Genomic DNA, 20,695 nt, shown 5'->3' on the forward strand with positions numbered 1-20,695 from the left:
ATAACTTGAGTAAGTATTTTTCGCAAAAGGCTTTTAAAGTACCCAATCACCTGAAAGAACATGCATCCAAAGCTTTATAGCCATGGTCAAACCATTTTGCCTGTTGAATGTTATTGAGAAAATTGTCTGCATGAAACATAAATTTTACACCCTGTTCCTGATTTTTTCTGTTTTTTTAATAAGCTGTAAAAAAGATACAGAGAACACGCCAACAACCGATAACCCTGCAACACTCAAACAAAAAGTTTTGGGTAACTGGGTCCTCACAAGGGCAAGTTTTGAGTATTATGATGCCTCGGGAAAACTGGTGAAATCTGAAGACCAGCCCTCAACAAATGAGCAGACCCTGGAATTTTTTAATAATAACAGCGTAAATACGTATGATAGCAGGGGCACAAGGTCATATACTTATAGTTTCTCCAGCAGCAATAACATCAATTACATCAACATCGAAAATAACCCCACCGAAACCTACAAGGTAGCGATAGACAATAATAAAATGACCTGGGTGCTGGAAGGACCATCCAACGACCCCGCTTATGCTACGGCAAAGGCGACCATTTATTTCAGCAAGAAGTAGATTAATACCCTATTTACCACCTGTTACATACTGTCAATCGAATGTTTCCGGTTTTTTAAGCCGCTGTGGATAACAAATGCAACGATAATAGCACTCACCGCATAACAGGCATAAACGATGTTCTTCCCGGTAGGATTGGTATTATTGGAAACGGCGATAGCCAGCAATGCCCATATCCCCACCACCGCAAATTCGCGCAGGTTTCTGGTGTAAACCATAATGACATTAACCAGGCCGGCTACGCAAATCATAATGATGGCCCAGGTCATACCCGAAATGCCCCATCCCTGCCAGTTTATTTTAGTCAGATAAGCCGCAATATTTGCGATAAAAGCGACGGTAATCCATCCCGAATAAAATGCAAAGGGCCAGTAGATGAAAAGATATTCTTTCAAGGGATGAGCATCCAGCTCCATACGGGTATTAACGATAATTTTTAGCAAGGAAAAAAGGAGCATGCCCATGAGCATCACCGAAATACCGGTATAATCATATAACCAGGCAACTACCCAAAAGCAATTCGCCAAACAAGACAGCACAAACCACCAGCCGATCTTCGACACCACATCAGATTTGACCGGGTCTTTCCGACCGTTAATACCGGTATAAAAAACAAAACACAGCAGCCCGAGGTAAATAATGCCCCATATAAAAAAGGCATAGCCGGCCGGTGTAAAATAATTGAAATACCGGTCAGATACCGTTTTCATGCTGTTACCGTTCAACAACCCTGCATTAGAAAGGTAGTTAACCAATATCGTTAAGATCACCGCAAGTCCGTTGGCAAAAGGAAGAATTTTTTTAGCGCTATCCATTTTAAGATTAATATATGTTTTAACCCAGTCAAGATAAGGAAATTTGCAGCAAAGTGTGGTGATTAATGTTTAATACCTGCGCAAAATGACACGCGCTCATCCTGTGATGATTTTCAGATAATCCCAATAGTAAATCTAATAGATTTCTCCTACCGTCGAAATGACAATGATTAAAAACAAAAAAAGCAGTTCTTTACAGGCTATTGTTTAAAGTAGATTTCTTTTTTAAATTCTTTTATATCCTTATTTGACCGGTATTGTAAAGCTAAATACCGAGCCCTTTCCCGCCGCACTGTCAACCCATATCGCACCACCATGCAACTTTATAATCTCTGAGGATACATACAGGCCTATACCAAAACCCGAGATCAAATGATTTCCTTCGACCCGGTAAAACCGGTCGAATATTTTTGGAATTTCACTTTTTTCGATTCCGATGCCCTGATCTTTAATACTTACTTTAACTGCTCCGTCAGTGGTGACGCAGGCCACCTGTATCACTGAACCTGATGGGGAATACTTCACCGCATTGCCAATCAGGTTTGAAATTACCTGCGCCATTTTTCCTTTATCGGCATTTATTATTTGACTTTCAACAGGTTCAAAAATGAACTTATGGGTACCATAAAGCATATTGGCCTCCTCCTGAGCTTCCCTGATTAATATGGCAATATCAAAGTCCGAACGGATAATACTTATCTTCGCAGATTCCAATCTTGAAAAATCCAAAAAGCCGTTAATCATATCTGTCATCCGTTTTGCCTGTTTAAGAGATTGTGAAACTGCCCTGCGGCTTAGCTCATCAGGATTTTGAACTGCACGCATATCCATTAGTTGAAGATAAGCAGTAAGCGAGGTTAATGGCGTCTTAAGCTCATGGCTCACCATACCCATGAAATCATTCTTTCGCATTTCTTCCATTTTCTGCTCCGTGATATCCATCATTACGCCCGTAAAAGCAGAGAAACTGCCTGATGAATCAGCCATCAAATTGCCAATTGCCCTAAGCCATCGCAACTTATTATCGTGCAGACCAATAACCGGGTAGCTTACATCAAAATCTCCATTATTGTAAATCGCATTTTCCAGTTTAGATGATACAAATTCCCGATAGTCGTCCGTGATTTGCGCCAATGCCTGTTCAATGGATAGCGATTCATCCGGATAGTATCCAAAAAGTTCCTTTAACCTTACATCTGTGATAAACGCCCTGGTTACAGAATGAATATACCAGGTGCCGAAGTTTGCAGCCTCAATGGCCAGGCGAAGCGCCAGCTTCCCTTCTTCTATGGCCTGCTTTGCCAAAATCAACTCCGCATTGGCCCGGGAAAGATGATTATTGGTAGCCTGAATCTGTTCGTTAGAGGCAGAAAGTTCTTCATTTATTGCAGCAAATTCTTCGTTCATAGCCTGGAGGTGTTCAGCGCTCTGCTTTAGCTTCTGCTGCCATTGGTCCCGATCGGTAACGTCGCGCGTTGTTCCCGAAACCGCTATAACTTCGCCATTATCATTAAAAACAGGGTTAAGGATATAATCGTATAACCTTCTTCCTAAAGTGGCATGTGGAAAGGCAACTTCGCCGCGGATCGACTTGCCGGTCTCCCGAATACTATCAATTTCGCGTTCGTGCATATCGGCATGCCAGGGTTCATAACCATTTTCTATTAGCCCTTTTCCGATTGCCTCCTCCCAGGTCTTACCCCACATTTCCAAAAGCGCCCGGTTGGCATAAGTAAATTTATAGTCCAGATCAAACATATACATCAAATCGGGGCTACCGGAAGTGATAATTTCATACGTTTTCCGCTGTTGTTCTAAAAATCCTTTTGCAACAGTTAATGCTTGTTCTGCTAATTTCCGCTCCGTGATGTCGGAGGCAAGGCCAAACCATTCTTTAATATCACCATTCTCGTCTAAAATCGGGACCGCCCGCGAAAACGTCCAACCCACAGTGCCGTCGGCACGATTTACACGATGTTCAAGTTCAAAGACACTTTTAGTCGCTATCGCATCTGCAATCTTTTCATTGACCATTTCCATGTCTCCACTGAAAACATTTGTGGTTTTCCAATCTGGTGTAGGCGCTGATGCATCTTTGAGAAAGCCCCGGCCATCAAGCTCGTACATCACCGACCAATCAGGGCTTAAACTGTAAACCACGTCAGAAGTTGCCGTCAATAAAGCTTTGAAACGTTCTTCATTGGTCGAGTGTGGAGTTAAATTTGCGCTCATTATCCCGGTTTTACAGTCATATACATTTATAGACATGAAAATTAACAAATAGTTTGTAAACCCCATATTTTTAAATTCAATTTCCAGCTGTCGGGATGATCTACAAGTAAAGTCTTTCTTAAATACACATCAGCTAGCGGATTTGGATCATCGAAATGAAAAACCAATATACTCAAGTTTGTATGCTTATAAATTGTAGAATAATAATATTCAGCAATCAAAACGGTCAAATGTATATTTTATAAGCAGCCTATTTCCATAAAAATTGGAATACAATAAATACCGGACTCGAAAAATTAGCCAGCGAAACCGCATGGTACATCTATTTGAAACAAGGAGTTATGAACAAAAAAAGGGACAAAACCATTCGAAAATGTCTTTGTCCCACTCGGGGTCAGTGGCAGTGCGTAATCCGAACCATTTTTTGGACGAATTGATTGAAATAGGTGGTTTTTCTAGAATATTAAAGAAATAGATTTTTATGTTTTTAACACTAGAAAATAATTATCAAAAATATCTCAACAACTCCAAGTTTGAATTTGATAAACACCATAGTTAGTGCAAAAGATATATATTCGTATTTAATTCATTTAGGTTACCAAAACGCCCTTAATTCTTCAATATGATTTTTAATATATATTATATAAACTTTCCGAAAGTCTACGAAATAAAAATGATGTTAAATAACATGGTTTCTATGCAACAAGAGGTGGAAAGTAATAAACAGATTGAAGGTGATGCCTACTTGAAAACAAAACTTGGTTTCAATATCATGGACATTTTCAAGTTGGGTGACGTAGAAGCTGGTGGAAATATAAAAGGATCTGGTTCAAAAAAGGTTTTAGAAACATTTGAAATAAAAACTACAAAATCCGTAATATTAGATGAAGTGGTAAAAAATTGTCGAACAATTGAAGGTTTCGAAAACTTCGACGAAGGAGAATTAATTAAACTAGATAATGTAAGATTGTCATTGGAAAATGAAGATGAGCTACGAATCGTTAAATTCATTAATAGTGGAGCCTTGAAAGATATTATGGGACCTAATACGAATGGAATTGACATTAATGGACTATTCAATTCTATGTTTAAGGATTATGCTTACAAGATAAAGGGCGAAATTCGAGAACAATCGGAAAAACTTCTAATTAAAATACCATTGACTTTTGAAAATGAATTTGAAAGTTCTTATAGTGTTGATGATCTTTTTGTTGGTAATGTTTCAATAGTTGGTCTATATAAGGGGATGATTAAAGTTGATGAATTACGTAATTCATTTCAATATTTCCAAGAGCTAGGCGAATTTCAGAACTTCATGCAACATAAACAAAAAGATGAAGATGATGAAATACAAGAAAGCCATTACACCGCTGATGATAGAAAAAATTTTACTGTAACTTTCAAAAGCTCCGGTGATAACAGTGATTATCATTATATAGACCTATTGGCAATAATTCAGAATGTAAGTATAAAATCAAAGAAATAATTTTATGGGAAAGAGATTATTACTTTATAAAAGAGCAGATTATTATGAATTGAGGAAAAAGAAAGATTTAGAGGGTATTTCAATTATAAGTATCACGAAATATATAAATGACCTTTCATTAATAGATCAGCATTTTAACGATGACATTGTTGATATTTCTTCTCTTTCAGAATTCAACAATAAACAATCCATTTCCGAACAAGTATTGTTTAAGTTTACAGATGATATAGTATTCATCTGCGAAGATTATAAATGGGAAAATATGTCTTATGAGCTTCGCTTTCTTTTTGATAATTTGGATAATGAGTTGGAATACATAATCAATAATTCATTGTTGGCGAATCATGAAGAAAATAATAAACAGTCAATTGGGAATTCGAGAAGTCTTTTCTTTTATGACAAAGACGATTATTTTTCTATAGAAGAACATCTAAAGAAACAAGGATATAACGTTGAAAGTATTTCAAAATTAATTTCTGATCCTGTAGATGTTAAATCATTCAATCCGAATGTAAGTATTCTGGATATCTCCTGTATCCTTGAATATAATAGATTTCAAACAGTTACTGAAGATGTAGTCTATAAACTTCCCGCTAATACATACTATATATGTGACCGATCTAAGAAAGAAAAAGTCGAATATGATCTAAGATTTATATTTAATGAATTTAAAGCGATATACGAAAGCACAGTTCTAAATGAAATGACTACACTCATCGTGAATCGCGAAAAAACTGTTAATACCACTAATAGACATAAGAAAATAATAGATATAAATGAAACTGAATTGGAAGCATTCTTTTCCAGTTTTAGACAAAGATTATATGGACACCCAAAATTTAAAGATGATTTGGAGGAACAAATAAGAACCTTTAAAGTATTCAATAAACTTGGAGAGCATAAAATACTATCTATTTTCTTAATGGGTGACTCTGGCGTCGGTAAAACTGAGGTGGCAAGATTAATATTTGATTGTTTAAAAGGAACTAAAAGTTTAGCGAAGATTAATTTTGGAAACTATAGCAATGAATTTTCTTTAAGTTCATTGATTGGAAGTGCTAGAGGATATATAGGAAGTGATGATGGTGAGATTTTTATGAAAGTTAGAGACACAGACGTAGGTGTCCTTCTAATAGACGAATTTGAAAAATCCAACTCTACCTTATTTAATTATTTCTTAGATGTCTTAGAAAGCGGAAAGATAACCGGTTCATTAGGACAGGAAATCGATCTCAATGGTTTTATCATAGTATTTACATCTAATATCAGTAAAGAAGATTACAAAAAAAGAATTTCTCCCGAACTTCGTTCCAGATTTGACTATAAATGTATGTTTACCTTACTTGGTGATGAAGACAAAACTAAGTACTTAGAATTTCGGGCTAAAAGCATAATAAATAAAATCAATCCTGATGGATCTAATATGTTTGGATCCGACCTTCCTCAATACTTAAAATCTAATATCAATGTTTCAAAGTATCAAAACATGAGAGATATTAATAAGCGAATTAAGAAAACCTTTATTCAATATCTTTCACGAGAAAATTTCGAAAATTAACTCAACCAAATTCTGCTTTAAAACAATGGATTGATTGCACGTAATTTGACCCATTTTAGGGATAAACAGATTGAAATCGGAAGTTTTCCAACTTTATTAATGAATTGAGTAAACCAAATCAAAGGTTAATTTACAAAATAAATATTGCCTTAGAGTTGCTTAACTGATTATAAAGAGTGTATTCTAATTTATTCTTCTACTTCTTTTTGATCCGACTATGGATCTTCATTGTTTTTTTTGAGTAGTGCACAATCTGCGAAATATGAAGAGTTCCAGGATACTCGTCTTTATCGTACCTTCCCAATACTCTTTTTTCCCCTAGAACAGTCCAGAAAATACAGAGCTCATTGTTTCTTAACACTTTCTCAAGTATCTTTTTCTTAACTAACAGGTTACCGACATTTGCATTAGCAACACTTGGATCAAAGCAGATCATATTACCTTCAGCATCTACTAGCTGGCCATCAACCCTTCCATATTCCAGTTGCAATAGGTCAAACAATTTTCTTGAGGGCTTATACATCGAATTGTTCCCCTCAAAAGAACTATCGTGCTGTTCATCCCAGTTATGTAGCTTAGTGGTAACCCCCACTTGAGCATTAAAACTACCTTTGCGGATAGCTGACCATTCGCCATCTTCAAATTCAGGCATACTAAATGTATCTGCAGCAGGCGACCAATAATATTCCCTATTGAACATTTGATACCTACTTTGGGATTCAGGCATCCACCTACCGTCAAAAGACTGCTTTTTTGCCCATTTTACTACCCTTTTATAATCCTTTTTCTCCACAAGATAGCTCCTTATCTGATACCATATTTCCGGTTTGATCTTCTGATAGTCCTTCTCATCACCGGGCTCAACCCATCTCGGAGAATTTTCCAGCGACAACCATTTTTCACCAAAGGAATCTGTTAGTTCGATAAGTGTTCCAACTTTGGGCAAGTCAGCGGTTTCGGCTATCCAAGATTTTAGATTTTTCTGCCAGTTATTGTATTTCTTAGGTTCCGCCCACTGGATCACAGGTAACTTGGGCTGTCCATAGGGATTAAGGTAAGTAGGGTCGATATCTCTGACCATTGGTTGCCAAGGGCCATTATAGATCGATTTCTGCCTAGCAGACCTGCGATCACTGTAATAGGTCTTGTTATCAGCAACCAGCGCAAGTATCCTGTGCAGAGCGATCCACTGATACTTTTTACCAAGCCTCTCCGTTGTATTTCCTCTTTTGCCAGCCGCATCAATTTCGCCGTGGATGTTGGCATCATATCCAAAATCATCCAATATCCATTTGATGGCGAGGTTACTCAACCTGTTAGCACTCACTCTCGCTCCTACCCAATATGTTAAGGCACTTTCAAATGTATATCTTCCAAAGTCCCCATATCTGGAAATACCCCTTCCATACTCGGTGACCATCGAATCCATCAAGCTTGAAATGCCATAGTCGCCAGTTTTATATTTAGGATCTTTATAATCGACCCTGCGCTTTTCGATTGTGGCATTTGTTGGAAGTCTGCTGGGAAAAGTACTTTTGTAGGGCGGACGGAATTTCTTCGGATTAAGATCCGTACATAGGTTTTTGGTAAGGGCATACTCAATAATTCCCCTTGCATAATCTCTGGTTAGAATATCGGGTAGAACTTCTGCTTTTTCAAAAAAGACACTATAAACATATTTAGCTAACTGATCCAGTGCCTCAGTGTTGCCGGTCCTTATCGCGCAACCATAAGCAATTGCATACACCCGCTGCACGACATAGGGATCATCTACGTCTTTGAATGCACGCATCAACCTGATGTAAACTGGAATACGCTGATGAAAAAGGTTGATTAGCGCTTTGGTCGAATTATCCCTAAGAGACCTATTCGTGCTGGTTAAAAACCACAACATGGTGCATCCAGTGAGCAGAAATGCGTCTTCTGATGTCTCGCTATGCAATTCATCCTTCCAAGCCCAGGATATCAAACGTTCAACAGTACTATTTGGCTCAAAAGCCGAATTGATGTAATGAGTCCATGTTGCGTCACGATGAGCCATAGTAAGTGACCTAAGGCACTTATGGAGCAATGCACCATTTAACGAGGTTTGTACTTGAGCTGACTGGTTAACTGCTGCAGCCCAAAAGACAGATAATAAGGGTTTGTGTGTCCTAAAGATTGCCTTGAAATAACCGAATAAATAATTTTGATCAATAAGGCTATCCCGCCAGCTTAGACTTTCCAGAAACGCAGTAAATGCATGCAGGTTGTATTTCAGCGATGGTACCACATCAAAAAGCTCCTTTCCCAGTGTTTGTGGAATCTTTATTGAAAGTGCTTCCAGCAGTCCCTTGTTCGCGAGTATGGCATCATCATCTTTAAAATAGCTGTAGAAGACCCCGTCCTTTTTGAAAGCATGTTTAATATCCCCCTCCATTATTGAAAGAAGGTAACTGGCGAGTAGATGGTCTCCAACCCGCTGATATGCAAAATTAACATTTAGTTCACCATCGTACCGCTCACCTCCGAGAGTCTCGATGAAGATATTCTCACTAATTAAATCCTCAAGAAAACCAATCTTTGCCAAAAAGCCTGATATGGTATACTGGATCAGTTGATGGGCATCCTCATAACTTAATTCCATGCTCTGATTTTCCGCCATTCGGGCGATTACGGAAGCCAACACTTTCCGTACCAAATTGAGCTTATACCATCTATATTTATTTTCTTCACCCAGTTTTTCGTTAGTCAGATTAATGTAACTATCAAAGACCCGGCCTATTCCCTGAATTCCCCTAAGGTTAAAACCTCTTGGTTCATGCTTCAAACCCTTGCATAACAAGGTGAGAAACAAAGGATTGCTAAATTCTGAAGAAAGCACAGGATGTAATGCCTGCTTTATCTTGTAGTGGTTGAAAAATGAGTGCATCGCCTCATTTTCGTATCCATTGAATCCCTGTGCGGTTACTACTAAGTATTCATGTGGCAATCTAGCAAATATTGCTTGTTCATAAGTTGAGCGGTAGGTAAGTACAAGGGCCAAGTTCTCGTAGGATGAAAACTTCTCCACAAGATCGTTGAGATGTCTCTTCCATAACACCAGTCCAGCACCTTCGTTGATCGCATCGATCATCAGCATAATCCTGCTTTTTGAAAGTTTTGCCTTTTTATCCAAACATTTCAAAAATTCTTCAGGTTCGGCCTCCAATCCCATAAGTTTAATCATCTGCTCCAGGGGATCGATCGTACCTGTAAAATCCTGTCCGAGAAAAAACAAGCTCCTTTCTCCTACAGCTTTCCGTGATTCAACGATGTCAGCCAACATGTGTGATTTTCCTGTTCCTGCTTTGCCTTCGACAAAAAGTACCTTTCTATGGTATAGATCAAAACTCTGTCCCTTAAAATAGTTCCAATAACGCTCAGAGTTCCCCCATACGGCCGAAGCTGCCTTAGCAAAGTCGATGAACGCATTATCCTTCCTGGTCTCTTCAAATGCCTTATCATAGGATACACTATTCGAAATGATATAGCCCAAATTGTATATATGGCTAAAAAGTTCGTCTAAAACTTCTTGGTCCAATGCCTTATCGATTTTTTTCAGCTTGGACAAGAGTCCACCCACTAAATTATCGAATTCCTCAATTAGCTCGCCAAGATTTTCAAATGGGTATTTCTCGATATCGAGGTCCAATTTGAAATTGGTAATCTCAAGGTAATCCTGTGCAGAAAGCGATGTCCTTGTTGATAGATAAAGTTCGAAATATTCTGCAAACTTGGCTCGTTGCTGCTGGTATTCAAGCAAAAATATGTCGCCCCCGGCAAGGGAATCAAAGATTTCGAACAAGGGTGTCCTAAATGTAAATTTTGGCGAATAGCGAGGTCCCAACGCCTTGATAGCCCTGTCATTAACTCGAACGAACAAATCGTCTGGAACGAGCCTTTCAAGCGCCGCATCAGTATAGGTTATTTTAAATTTTGACTTTTCTAAGATGCGTTTCGGTGTGGAACAGGTAACCACCCTGCCGTCTGGGCGAATATCGGTCACAATCCCGATCAATCCGAGCTTGCCGTTCACTTCTTCAAAAAGCCCACTTCCTGAGAATCCTTCAAGATTATAATCACTGGAATTATTGCCACCAAATTCAGTCTGGTAACGGCCCCTTATCACATGACGATCACTATCGGTAAAATCAACCTTTGGCCTTAGGGTTTCTCCAATTTCGTTATCATTGATCTGGGGAAAGCCTTTGAAAAAAACATCCGTGGATTGACGATCAAACTTCAAGAAACTGATCGGAGGTAGTTCAAGTTTAGCGATTTGTTTATTACCTATACTAATCATAGCGGTATCGCCATGATTAACCTTGGTATAATACAATGTGTCTTTTTTTGACAGTCCATATCTACGGTATCTTCCAGATAAATTTTCATAGATTTCAATGCTTACCTGCTCAATTGTGGTAGTACCCTTGCCCTTTTTTCCAAAAAGGCAGTGGCTAGCGGTAAGAACAAATACCTCGCCGGTATGCGCATTTTTCAAGATTACCCCAGACCCCTTAAATTTGCCTTTGATCAGCACCCGAATGATGACCTTGTCCAATAATTCCTTCATAACGGCACTCTTAAAATTGTTTTCCCGGCTTTTGGAAAGATACATGTAAAATTATAACGTTTAAAGGCGTCCTTATCTTTATCGAAAATTCGTTTTAGCTTTGCATCTTCATAATTAAACAGGAAGTTGATCTTTTCACTTTTAACGTCCCTTCCCTTGTGCAAGAGTATCTTGGCCAAGGTCTGCTTGCTAGGCAAATGGTTGCTGTTTACCCCATCTGCACTTAGGATATAGTTTTCGCATTCAATCAGATCGAGAATCGAAGGGTGAAAGTTTGCCTTGCTCCCGTGATGGGAAAGTTTTACATAATCAAATTTTACCTTATTTTTGTTCCGATCAACCATTAACTGCAATTGAGGAATAATGTCGGAAACAAAACAATCGCCCAGAAAAAGTATCTTCTTTTTGTCTAAACTGAAGATAAATGCAATGCTAGCCCTATTGGTGATATCCACTTTTTTTAACTTTGGGTCTTTTTTGTCGGCCAGTTCCTCTATGGTTTTACTGTAATCATATTCTTTTTTTCGTATACTCTTTTTGGTGCTGGTTTTTTTATCCCAAAATTTCCGTTCCTCTTTTTTCCAATGTTCCCCCAGATCGGTCAATGTTGATTTATTAGGCCAAAGAACCTGAATTTTTGCATCTCCGATATCTTTCGATTTTTTATTAAAAATGTTGTTTTTCAAGATGGAGCCCATAGGCTTAAGTACATCCCTAATCTCTATCCCTTTTCCAACGCTTTTTTTCGATGTGGTAGCTGGCAAGCTGAACCTGTCGAAGCAATTGAACCATAATTCCTTGACAAGTTTCTTCTTTCGGTATTCGCCATCTCTAAGAAAGGAAACCGCTCCATTTATATGATCGGCATCAAGATGGGTAAGTATCCATAAGTCGATTTTTTCGTTGCTGTCGTCAATACTTTTAATTAAAGGCTTTATTCCAGAGAAATAAGTATCCAAATAGCCGCCATCAATAAAGATATTGTGCTGCTTTCCACCAGACTTAAACCTTATGGAAAATGCGTCGCCGCACTTTACTTGGTGGATATTTAAATATGGTTGCTTCATGGCCTTTTGAAATTTGAGATTCGTCAGATGTAAAAATGACGAAAAAAAAAGCCAAAAACAATTGTCAAACTTTAATAAAGCCAAATTATGAGAGACATCAACTTTCATCAAAATCACCTCAGAAATATGAGCACATAAGCTTGTCTCGAAACCTCGCTTGACATCGACTTTCCAAGCTCAATCTCTTAAAATCTGCTAAAATACCGTTAAAAGCATGTTCCAAATTACCATTATTACCAATATCGCCTCCTAATCTGCATGTCAAGGAAAATTTTCAGCAAGGGAACAAGTTTGACTGAATGCACTAATGGCCTTTAATATTTTTCTTAAAGGCTATTTTAGATAGATAAAACTATTTTATTATGAAATCAGCATACATTTATGTTAAGGTAAGTACCGATGAACAAATGCGTCAAGGTTACTCACTTATCGAGCAGGAAGAACGACTTCTGCAACATTGTAAAATCAACAACATTGAGATTAGCGGAATATTCCGTGAGGATTATTCTGCGAAAGACTTTAACCGTCCTGAATGGAAAAAGTTAGTTAGAATTATCAAAAAGGATAAAAGCCGACCCCAAAAACAAATTTTATTCATCAAATGGGATCGCTTTAGCAGAAATATCCAGTATGCATACCAGATGATGGGATTTCTAAAAAATCTTAATATCGAAGCAATGGCAATTGACCAACCTATTGACTTCAATATACCAGAAAGTATAGTTATGCCTGCCGTTTATTTGTCTATTCCAGAAGCGGAAAACAGTAGACGAGGAAAGAATACATCCGATGGATTGCGCAGAGCAAGAAAGTTAGGTAGATGGCCATCAAAAGCACCTATTGGTTATCAGAATGTAACATCGCCAGATGGAAAAAAAATAATTGTTCCAAAACAACCGGAAGCAAATCATATAAAATGGTCTTTTGAGCAGATGGTAACTGGTTACTATTCTATTAGCAAACTAAATAAAATAGCTTGTTTGAATGGTTTCGATTGCAAAAGAAATAATTTTTGGCAGCTTATGCATAATCCGATTTATTGTGGATTTGTAACCTTGTCTGCTACAAAGGATGAAGAAAAGCAATTGATAGAGGGAATTCATGAACCGCTAATTTCTAAAGAGCTTTTTTACAAAGTTCAAGAGCTAATCGCTAGTAGACGTAGGTTGCGCGGTAATTTTAAGGACATTAAATTAATATATCCTTTGAGAGGTTTTTTAACCTGTCCTTTTTGTAGCCGCAAATTATCTGCAAGTACATCTTAAGGGCGGCATGCAAAATATAGCTACTATCATTGTTTCACGTCCAAATGTAAGGGAAGATTTAGATCAAATGTACTAGAAATGAGTTACGAAAAACAATTAAAAGATATACGACTTACTCCATTAGGAAATAAACTCTTGAGGCTTGTACTGGAAGATGAGAATATATTGACGTTACGAAAAGAACTTTTGAAAGGTCGTGCATCTATACTTAATGACCTTGAACAGGAAACAAGTTTCCTGTTCAAGGTTAGGAAACGATTTATTGAGGATAAAATTGAACATGACGATTTTATAAGTCTAAAAAGAGGACATAGAGAGAAGCAAGAAGCTTTAAACGATAAGCTTTAAGAAACCGATGAAAGAATTAGAAACAACGAATTTAATTCTACACTGGGACAAAATTATATAAACTCTGACATCTTTTTCTCCTATAAATATCAAGATGTTATCGGTAAAAGACACCTCATAAGTTTTTTCCGACCAACCGTCATAAATCCTATCAATAAGGATTTTGATCCTTTGGATATTGATACTGCGTTATTGCCAATTCTTACTATAAAACAGCAACGTAAATTAACAAAAGATAAATAAAAAACTCACAACATGAACGAATCACAATATAGAAATCCGAGAGTGTTTTCAAGTAAAAAAGTCTCACTTACTCGAGTAATAAATACCTTAAGAAGTAATGGTATATCGACAGATGAGGATCAAGCAAAGAAGATATTAAACTTTTTGTACCTTTTAGCGAAGACCTATAGTATTATAGATAGCAATAAAACAAGTATTCCGTAACCCCAATAGTAAATTGAACAATTTTTAAGGCTCCATCTAAATTATCAGCATGTTTTATTCAATAAACTTGCTAAAGGCTAAATAAAAACAGAAAATCTCGAACCGCTCTACAAGCTATAACTTAACCATTTAAAACATTGACCCATATATAATTAAAGAAAATAAAAAAAGAGATGATCAAAAATGACCATCTCTTTAAGGGTGGCTGATGGGGCTCGAACCCACGACCCTCGGCACCACAAACCAATACTCTAACCAACTGAGCTACAACCACCGTGTTTTTAGTGTCACAAAAGTACGACTTTTAATATTTCCTGCAAATATTTTTTTCTAAAGAAATGCAATCTCATTTTAATGCGCTATAATTCAATTATTTGAATTTTAAATAATTTTAAAAAAAGCCGCTACAACACCTATTTTAAACCTAAAAACATAACTTTACCGCGTTTATGATAGAGATTTATACAGACGGCGCGGCAAGCGGCAACCCCGGTCCGGGTGGTTACGGAACCATTTTGAGGGCCGGCCAGCATTATAAAGAACTGAGCGGCGGCTTTCGGATGACCACCAACAACCGCATGGAATTACTGGCCGTAATCAAGGGCCTGGAGGCCTTAAAAAGCCTGAACCAGCAGGTTACCGTTTACTCCGATTCTAAATATGTGGTGGATGCCGTAGAGAAAAAATGGGTTTTTGGCTGGGTAACCAAAAATTTTAAAGACAAGAAAAATAAAGATCTCTGGTTGAGGTTCCTCGAACTGTATAAATTACACCAGGTCAAATTCATCTGGATTAAAGGCCACAACGATCATCCCGAAAATGAGCGTTGCGATCGCCTGGCGGTTGCCGCATCACAAAACAAGGCCGAACTGGCCATTGATACTTTTTTCGAAGCCGAACGCAACCGGCTTTAAGTTAAACTACAGCCCATAAAACAGCTTAATCATTCCACTTACGGATTAATTTTTTATAAACTTAACCGCTTTATAATAAACCTAATCTAAATACGCTAAACTCGGTCTTAACTCGGTCCTAACACGGTACTCAACCGTTTCAAACCAACTTAATTACGGGTTAAACCAATGTTGAGAACCTATTTTAAATGATTTTTTAGCACACAACTTGCAGGAATAAATTTTATTATTTAATTTCAGGTAAAACGAATACGTTATGGCAACGCTGAAAAATGGCATACTCAATGGATTTTCCGGAAAAGTTGGTGCGGTGGTTGGCTACCAGGTAGGCGACAACTTTTACATCAGGTCTTTACCTAAGGCACGTAAAAATTTCACCGAAAAGGAACTTATCAACCAGGCGAAATTTAAACTCGTACAGGCTTACCTGCAACCATTTCTGGAATTGTTAAAAACAGGTTTCAAAGACTACTACACGAAAACCGGTGGCTTTCGTGCCGCAATTGCCTATACCCGCAAAGAAGCATTGAAAGGCGGTGACAACAATTTTTATATTGATGCCGCGGCGTTAAAAATCAGCGGCGGGCCTTTAGCACAAGCCCCAAACCCTGCAGTCGCTTTCAGTGAGGAACATGAAATCATCATAACCTGGGATACGACGGACATCAACAGCAAAAATGAGGCAGACCAGTTGATGGTATTGATTTACGATGCGGAAAACTTTAATGCGCTAACAAAAGTTTTTAACGGCGCTTTTAGAAAGGAAGGCATTTTAAAGGTAAAATTGAAAGACAACATGCAGGGCGTAAAGCTCGACGTTTACATCGGTTTTGTCGCTGCCGACCGGAGTGCACAGTCAGACAGCCAATACCTCGGACGGTTTGAAGTATAATAAAACTAAACCGGGTGGTGTTCACCCATAAATGTTCGAAAGCATAAAAACCATTAAGGCGTTGAGAAAATCAGAACACTTATGGTGTTAACCTAATCGAGCCCGCCCACAATACCCATACCGGCTAATTTAGTTTCTAATTTTTCTTCAGGAGCTGTTGATTTCTTCGTGTAGATGCGCATCATTTCTTCTGCTTTTTCCACCATGTTTTTCGAACCAATAAAAATCGGTACACGCTGATGCAATTCCGTTGGATCGATATCCAGTATACGATCGAAACCCGTTGAAGCCTTTCCCCCTGCCTGCTCAATAATTAAAGCCATAGGATTACATTCGTACAATAACCTTAATTTTCCGTTAGGCGACCGGGAGGTGGTTGGATAAATGTAAATGCCACCTTTTATTAAGTTCCGGTGGATATCGCCCACCATAGAACCAATGTAGCGGGAGGTATACGGACGCCTGGTGGCATCATCTTCCACCTGGCAATATTTGAGGTATTTTTTTACCCCCTCAGGAAAATGCACATAATTTCCTTCATTTATCGAATACAGGTAACCGGTTTCAGGCATTTTCATTTCCGGGTGCGACAAACAAAATTCGCCTATCGATGGATCTAGCGTAAATCCGTTTACCCCTTTCCCGGTGGTATACACGAGCATGGTTGAGGAACCATAAATAATATAACCGGCGGCCACCTGTGCGGTTCCTTTTTGTAAAACGTCTTCAATACTAGCCTTTCCTGCTGTCGATTTTCGCCTGTAAATGGAAAAAATGGTACCAACGGCCACATTTACATCCGTGTTGGATGAACCATCCAAAGGATCGATACACACAATATATTTTGCGTTTTGTGATACCGGCGATTCGATATGGATGATGTCGTCTTCCTCTTCCGTGGCCACAATACAACATTCGCCGCCACTTGTTAAAGCGGCTATAAACTGCTCATTGGCATAAACATCCAGCTTCTTTTGTTCTTCGCCCTGTATATTTGTTGTGCCGATATCTCCTAAAATATCGACCAAACCTGCCTTATTAACCTCCCGGTTTACGATTTTTGCCGCAATGGCAATGTCCCTTAAAAGCCTTGATAACTCGCCTTTTGCATACGGGAAATCTGCCTGTTTTTCTATAATAAACTGACCTAGTGTTTTTACGCCACAAACCATACTTAGTGTATTTTTTACATTATCTACCCGATAATTCTATGACCTCTAAGGTATGAATATTTTCATCAGTAATGCAAAAACGAATTAAAGTTCGCACCTTATGCCAGCCATGTTTTCCCGCAGCACCGGGGTTTATATGCAAACATTTTATCTTTTCATCATACATAACCTTTAAAATATGCGAATGCCCGGTAATGAATAATTTTGGCGGCTTAGTGTAAATTTCAGGTTTAACAAAAGCAGAATACCGGCCGGGGTAACCGCCAATGTGCGTCATCCAGACATCCACATTTTCGCAGTCAAAACGGTTGTGCTCCGGAAATTCACTTCTGATGGTCGCATCATCAATATTTCCATACACGCCACGCAGTAGTTTAAAGGCCGCTAATGGCGCGGCAACATCGGGCCCGAAATCGCCGGCATGCCAGATTTCATCGCAGGCCTCGAAATGTTTGAAAACACTTTCATCTAAATAACCATGCGTATCGGAAATTAAACCTATTTTTTTCATATGATGAGGTAATCTTTCAATGTTAGTTTATTTATTTATAAATTGAAAAGATTAGTTAAAATTTTAAACGCAGCGTCGTCTCCGCGCCTGCCTACCGCAAACACAATGTCATTAAATTATAAATAGTTATGTCAGTCTGCGCCTGTCGAAGACCTTTTCATAATTGAAAACAAAAAATATTTGTCTCCAATCAGGTTGGGAATGACGAAACGCCCAAAAGACTGTAGGTTCCAACGACTACGTCTTTCCCGCGCAGGCGGGAGTCTTAATGCCGGCGCTTAACGCTTTAAGATTCCCAATCAGGTTGGGAATGACGAAACGCCCAAAAGACTGTAGGTCCCAACGACTACGTCATTCTCGCGCAGGCGGGAATCTTAATGCCGGCGCTTAACGCTTTAAGATTCCCAATCAGGTTGGGAATGACGAAACGCCCAAAGACTGTAGGGAATCTTAATGCCGGCGCTTAACGCTTTAAGATTCCCAATCAGGTTGGGAATGACGAAACGCCCAAAAGACTGTAGGTCCCAACGACTACGTCATTCCCGCGCAGGCGGGAATCTTAATGCCGGCGCTTAACGCTTTAAGATTCCCAATCAGGTTGGGAATGACGAAACGCCCAAAAGACTGTAGGTCCCAACGACTACGTCATTCCCGCGCAGGCGGGAATCTTAAAGCAATCGCTATCGTCAAAATGTTTTAGGATGCGTCTGTCTTAATAGATTTCGCTATGCTCCATCCGATAGCTATCGGATCGAAAAGACGATTAATATAACTGGCGTCTGCCTTAAAATCAATAATTCAGAAAAAAATCTTTCAATAAATCCTGATACGCCCGGGTATGTACTTTAAGTGATTCATAAATATAAAAATCACGCTCAACCAGGTTGGTTCTTTGTTGACCTAAACAAATTATTACCCTAAACGCAGGCTTACGCTCATCAGAATGAATATAGATTTTTTCGGAAACAGACAAACCTATACGGGCACCTGTTTTTTCAACTTCCGCAGCTTGTTTCAGCGGAAGAATTAAACACAACTTTCCGTTTTCGGATAACATTGATTTTGATTTATGAACCAGCATTTCAAAGAAATCTTCATCAGCATGCCTGGCAATTCCTTTCCGCTTTTCCTCGTTCTTTAAATCATTAACAAAAAACGGCGGGTTAGAAACGATTAAATCAAATTCTTTCCGACTATTATATTGTTCTATTGCGACATTATTAACGGACAACCTATCCTTGAAAACGGATAATTGAAAATTCATCTTCGCGGTTTCAGCAGCCTGTTCATCGATTTCTACAGCTTCAATAATCGCCTGGGGAAACCGTTGCGCAAGCATAAGCGCAATAACCCCGGTTCCTGTTCCAATATCCAGAATGTATTTTGGTTGATGGTGAAAAACACTGGCAGCCAGAAGCACACCATCGGTATTAATCTTCATGGCACAACCAGCCTGGTTAACGTCAAACTGTTTGAATTTAAATAACGCCCTGTTAACTGTCATTGATAATAAATAGCTTTTCTTAATTCAAATGTTTTCCACAAAAAATTAAACACATAAATTATTGATTATAAGTTTTTTATAAATAAAATACAACTAACACAAATACGCTAAAACCCACTGTTAATAACTTACACAATCGTTTGTTTTTAAAATTGTAAATCATACATTAAGTTTGACTAGCAATTTGAATGAACCGCGTTTCAGACCGGGCTTTGAGTTGTGAAAACTAAGCGTACACGATCGGTATCTAGGTAGCCAAAAACTAAATTGTTGGCTACTTTGTTTTTAAATCTATTTTTCATAAAGCTCCAGGGGCAATCCGTCAGGATCTGAAAAAAAGGTAAATCGCTTGCCGGTAAACTCATCAATTCTAATATTTTCGGTAACAATTGCCTGTTCATTTAATCGTTCAATTTCCTTCTGGATATCATCCACTTCAAAAGCCAGATGACGTAAACCCTGTGCTTCAGGTCTTGAAGGTCGTTCAGGCGGATTTTCAAAAGAAAAAAGTTCTATCTGGTATAATTCATTAATGGCCAAATCTAATTTGTACGATTTTCTTTCGGCCCGGTAAAATTCATTTAAAACTTTAAATCCTAATTTGTTAACATAAAAATCCTTCGATTTTTCATAGTCAGAACAAATAATGGCGATATGATGAATGCGGTTAAACATATTTTAAGCATTGAATTACTGAATGGCAAAATTGCATAAAATTACCCAAACATGGAGATTCTTGCCTGCCTGCGCGAGAATCACGAGTTTTCGGGAATAATTTTTGGATAAACCGAGTCCTATACGCCCTGCTATCCGGCATAGGAAATGATGGAAGGAAACCCTTCGACTACGCTCAGGACGTTAAAGCTTTTGTACCCACGTTCAACCTACTACTGCCCAAGGCAGCGCGTCCTCCCCGATTTTTCATCGGGGGCTTGTGCTGCCGCTTTAAAAGCTTTAACGAATTTATCCGACATCAGTTCCAAGCCTTGATTTATTCATTCGTATATATTGCTTTTAATCGCATTCATGAGCTCGCAAAAAATGCTCGGTTTTGGTTACCTTTTTATCAAGAAAAAGGTAAAAGCCATTCGGCGGCCAGCCGAGGCAAGACGGTGCGGACGACATGATGAGAATTACCCAAAGCATTAAGATTCCCGCATGCGCGGGAATGACGACTCTTTGAGAATAAGTTATTCTTTTTAACCACTCCCAACCCCTCTTTGAAACAAGGAAGGCAGCGAACTTAACGATTAGAACTTCTTGCGAAACCTGTGTAGGGCTAAATCCCAAACTATTTACAATTATTCACG

Annotated in this window: 15 protein-coding genes and 1 tRNA gene; 7 read left to right on the forward strand and 9 right to left on the reverse strand. The window is 38.5% G+C overall.

Going from position 1 to position 20,695, the window contains the following annotated elements:
* Positions 1–130 precede the first annotated feature (130 nt).
* On the forward strand, positions 131–580 hold the full coding sequence (locus O0931_RS08130; protein WP_269415067.1) for a hypothetical protein: 450 nt from the start codon (positions 131–133) through the stop codon (positions 578–580).
* Positions 581–603: 23 nt separating this feature from the next.
* Here O0931_RS08130 and O0931_RS08135 read toward each other — a convergent pair whose 3' ends face one another.
* Positions 604–1,395, reverse strand: coding sequence for a hypothetical protein (locus O0931_RS08135; RefSeq protein ID WP_269415068.1), 792 nt, complete (start codon positions 1,393–1,395; stop codon positions 604–606).
* Between the two features lie 243 nt (positions 1,396–1,638).
* On the reverse strand, positions 1,639–3,627 hold the full coding sequence (locus tag O0931_RS08140) for a PAS domain S-box protein (protein ID WP_269415069.1): 1,989 nt from the start codon (positions 3,625–3,627) through the stop codon (positions 1,639–1,641).
* Between the two features lie 697 nt (positions 3,628–4,324).
* Here O0931_RS08140 and O0931_RS08145 point away from each other — a divergent pair.
* The gene (locus O0931_RS08145) at positions 4,325–5,113 is read left to right on the forward strand and encodes a hypothetical protein (RefSeq protein WP_269415070.1); all 789 of its coding nucleotides are present in this window, start codon (positions 4,325–4,327) and stop codon (positions 5,111–5,113) included.
* 4 nt (positions 5,114–5,117) lie between these two features.
* Positions 5,118–6,671, forward strand: a complete 1,554-nt coding sequence (locus O0931_RS08150; RefSeq protein WP_269415071.1) for an AAA family ATPase — start codon at positions 5,118–5,120, stop codon at positions 6,669–6,671.
* 196 nt (positions 6,672–6,867) lie between these two features.
* Here O0931_RS08150 and O0931_RS08155 read toward each other — a convergent pair whose 3' ends face one another.
* Together O0931_RS08155 and O0931_RS08160 are read right to left on the reverse strand one after the other, a co-directional pair.
* Positions 6,868–11,265, reverse strand: a complete 4,398-nt coding sequence (locus O0931_RS08155; RefSeq protein WP_269415072.1) for an NACHT domain-containing protein — start codon at positions 11,263–11,265, stop codon at positions 6,868–6,870.
* Complete coding sequence (locus O0931_RS08160; protein ID WP_269415073.1) at positions 11,262–12,332, reverse strand: ComEC/Rec2 family competence protein; 1,071 nt, start codon at positions 12,330–12,332, stop codon at positions 11,262–11,264. The genes O0931_RS08155 and O0931_RS08160 overlap by 4 nt, the downstream gene beginning before the upstream one ends.
* A gap of 362 nt (positions 12,333–12,694) precedes the next feature.
* Here O0931_RS08160 and O0931_RS08165 point away from each other — a divergent pair, with 362 nt between their 5' ends.
* Both O0931_RS08165 and O0931_RS08170 read left to right on the forward strand, forming a co-directional pair.
* A complete protein-coding gene (locus O0931_RS08165) occupies positions 12,695–13,597 on the forward strand; it encodes a recombinase family protein (RefSeq protein ID WP_269415074.1) in 903 nt (300 codons plus the stop codon).
* Between the two features lie 78 nt (positions 13,598–13,675).
* Complete coding sequence (locus O0931_RS08170) at positions 13,676–13,945, forward strand: hypothetical protein (RefSeq protein ID WP_269415075.1); 270 nt, start codon at positions 13,676–13,678, stop codon at positions 13,943–13,945.
* Between the two features lie 647 nt (positions 13,946–14,592).
* On the opposite strand, the gene O0931_RS08175 is transcribed toward O0931_RS08170, so the two are convergent.
* A tRNA-His gene (locus tag O0931_RS08175) sits at positions 14,593–14,666 on the reverse strand.
* Positions 14,667–14,841: 175 nt separating this feature from the next.
* On the opposite strand from O0931_RS08175, the gene rnhA reads away from it, so the two are divergent.
* On the forward strand, positions 14,842–15,306 hold the full coding sequence (gene rnhA / locus O0931_RS08180; protein WP_269415076.1) for a ribonuclease HI: 465 nt from the start codon (positions 14,842–14,844) through the stop codon (positions 15,304–15,306).
* Between the two features lie 256 nt (positions 15,307–15,562).
* Entirely contained in the window at positions 15,563–16,198 is a 636-nt protein-coding gene (locus O0931_RS08185) for a DUF6266 family protein (protein ID WP_269415077.1), read from the forward strand.
* Between the two features lie 92 nt (positions 16,199–16,290).
* Here O0931_RS08185 and fbp read toward each other — a convergent pair whose 3' ends face one another.
* From fbp to gloA2, 4 genes are all read right to left on the reverse strand, one after another.
* Entirely contained in the window at positions 16,291–17,370 is a 1,080-nt protein-coding gene (gene fbp, locus O0931_RS08190; protein ID WP_269415078.1) for a class 1 fructose-bisphosphatase, read from the reverse strand.
* A gap of 19 nt (positions 17,371–17,389) precedes the next feature.
* A complete protein-coding gene (locus tag O0931_RS08195; protein ID WP_269415079.1) occupies positions 17,390–17,881 on the reverse strand; it encodes a metallophosphoesterase family protein in 492 nt (163 codons plus the stop codon).
* A gap of 790 nt (positions 17,882–18,671) precedes the next feature.
* On the reverse strand, positions 18,672–19,322 hold the full coding sequence (locus tag O0931_RS08200; protein ID WP_269415080.1) for a tRNA1(Val) (adenine(37)-N6)-methyltransferase: 651 nt from the start codon (positions 19,320–19,322) through the stop codon (positions 18,672–18,674).
* Positions 19,323–19,676: 354 nt separating this feature from the next.
* Positions 19,677–20,060, reverse strand: coding sequence for an SMU1112c/YaeR family gloxylase I-like metalloprotein (gene gloA2 / locus O0931_RS08205; protein ID WP_269415081.1), 384 nt, complete (start codon positions 20,058–20,060; stop codon positions 19,677–19,679).
* Between the last annotated feature and the right edge of the window lie 635 nt (positions 20,061–20,695).

This window comes from Pedobacter rhodius (assembly GCF_027213645.1).
GTDB classification, from domain to species: domain Bacteria; phylum Bacteroidota; class Bacteroidia; order Sphingobacteriales; family Sphingobacteriaceae; genus Pedobacter; species Pedobacter rhodius.

Coding starts and splice junctions, on each gene's coding strand:
- O0931_RS08130 (WP_269415067.1), top strand. CDS start 131: ATGAAACATAAATTTTACACCCTGTTCCTGATTTTTTCTGTTTTTTTA.
- O0931_RS08135 (WP_269415068.1), bottom strand. CDS start 1,395: ATGGATAGCGCTAAAAAAATTCTTCCTTTTGCCAACGGACTTGCGGTG.
- O0931_RS08140 (WP_269415069.1), bottom strand. CDS start 3,627: ATGAGCGCAAATTTAACTCCACACTCGACCAATGAAGAACGTTTCAAA.
- O0931_RS08145 (WP_269415070.1), top strand. CDS start 4,325: ATGCAACAAGAGGTGGAAAGTAATAAACAGATTGAAGGTGATGCCTAC.
- O0931_RS08150 (WP_269415071.1), top strand. CDS start 5,118: ATGGGAAAGAGATTATTACTTTATAAAAGAGCAGATTATTATGAATTG.
- O0931_RS08155 (WP_269415072.1), bottom strand. CDS start 11,265: ATGAAGGAATTATTGGACAAGGTCATCATTCGGGTGCTGATCAAAGGC.
- O0931_RS08160 (WP_269415073.1), bottom strand. CDS start 12,332: ATGAAGCAACCATATTTAAATATCCACCAAGTAAAGTGCGGCGACGCA.
- O0931_RS08165 (WP_269415074.1), top strand. CDS start 12,695: ATGAAATCAGCATACATTTATGTTAAGGTAAGTACCGATGAACAAATG.
- O0931_RS08170 (WP_269415075.1), top strand. CDS start 13,676: ATGAGTTACGAAAAACAATTAAAAGATATACGACTTACTCCATTAGGA.
- rnhA (WP_269415076.1), top strand. CDS start 14,842: ATGATAGAGATTTATACAGACGGCGCGGCAAGCGGCAACCCCGGTCCG.
- O0931_RS08185 (WP_269415077.1), top strand. CDS start 15,563: ATGGCAACGCTGAAAAATGGCATACTCAATGGATTTTCCGGAAAAGTT.
- fbp (WP_269415078.1), bottom strand. CDS start 17,370: ATGGTTTGTGGCGTAAAAACACTAGGTCAGTTTATTATAGAAAAACAG.
- O0931_RS08195 (WP_269415079.1), bottom strand. CDS start 17,881: ATGAAAAAAATAGGTTTAATTTCCGATACGCATGGTTATTTAGATGAA.
- O0931_RS08200 (WP_269415080.1), bottom strand. CDS start 19,322: ATGAAGATTAATACCGATGGTGTGCTTCTGGCTGCCAGTGTTTTTCAC.
- gloA2 (WP_269415081.1), bottom strand. CDS start 20,060: ATGTTTAACCGCATTCATCATATCGCCATTATTTGTTCTGACTATGAA.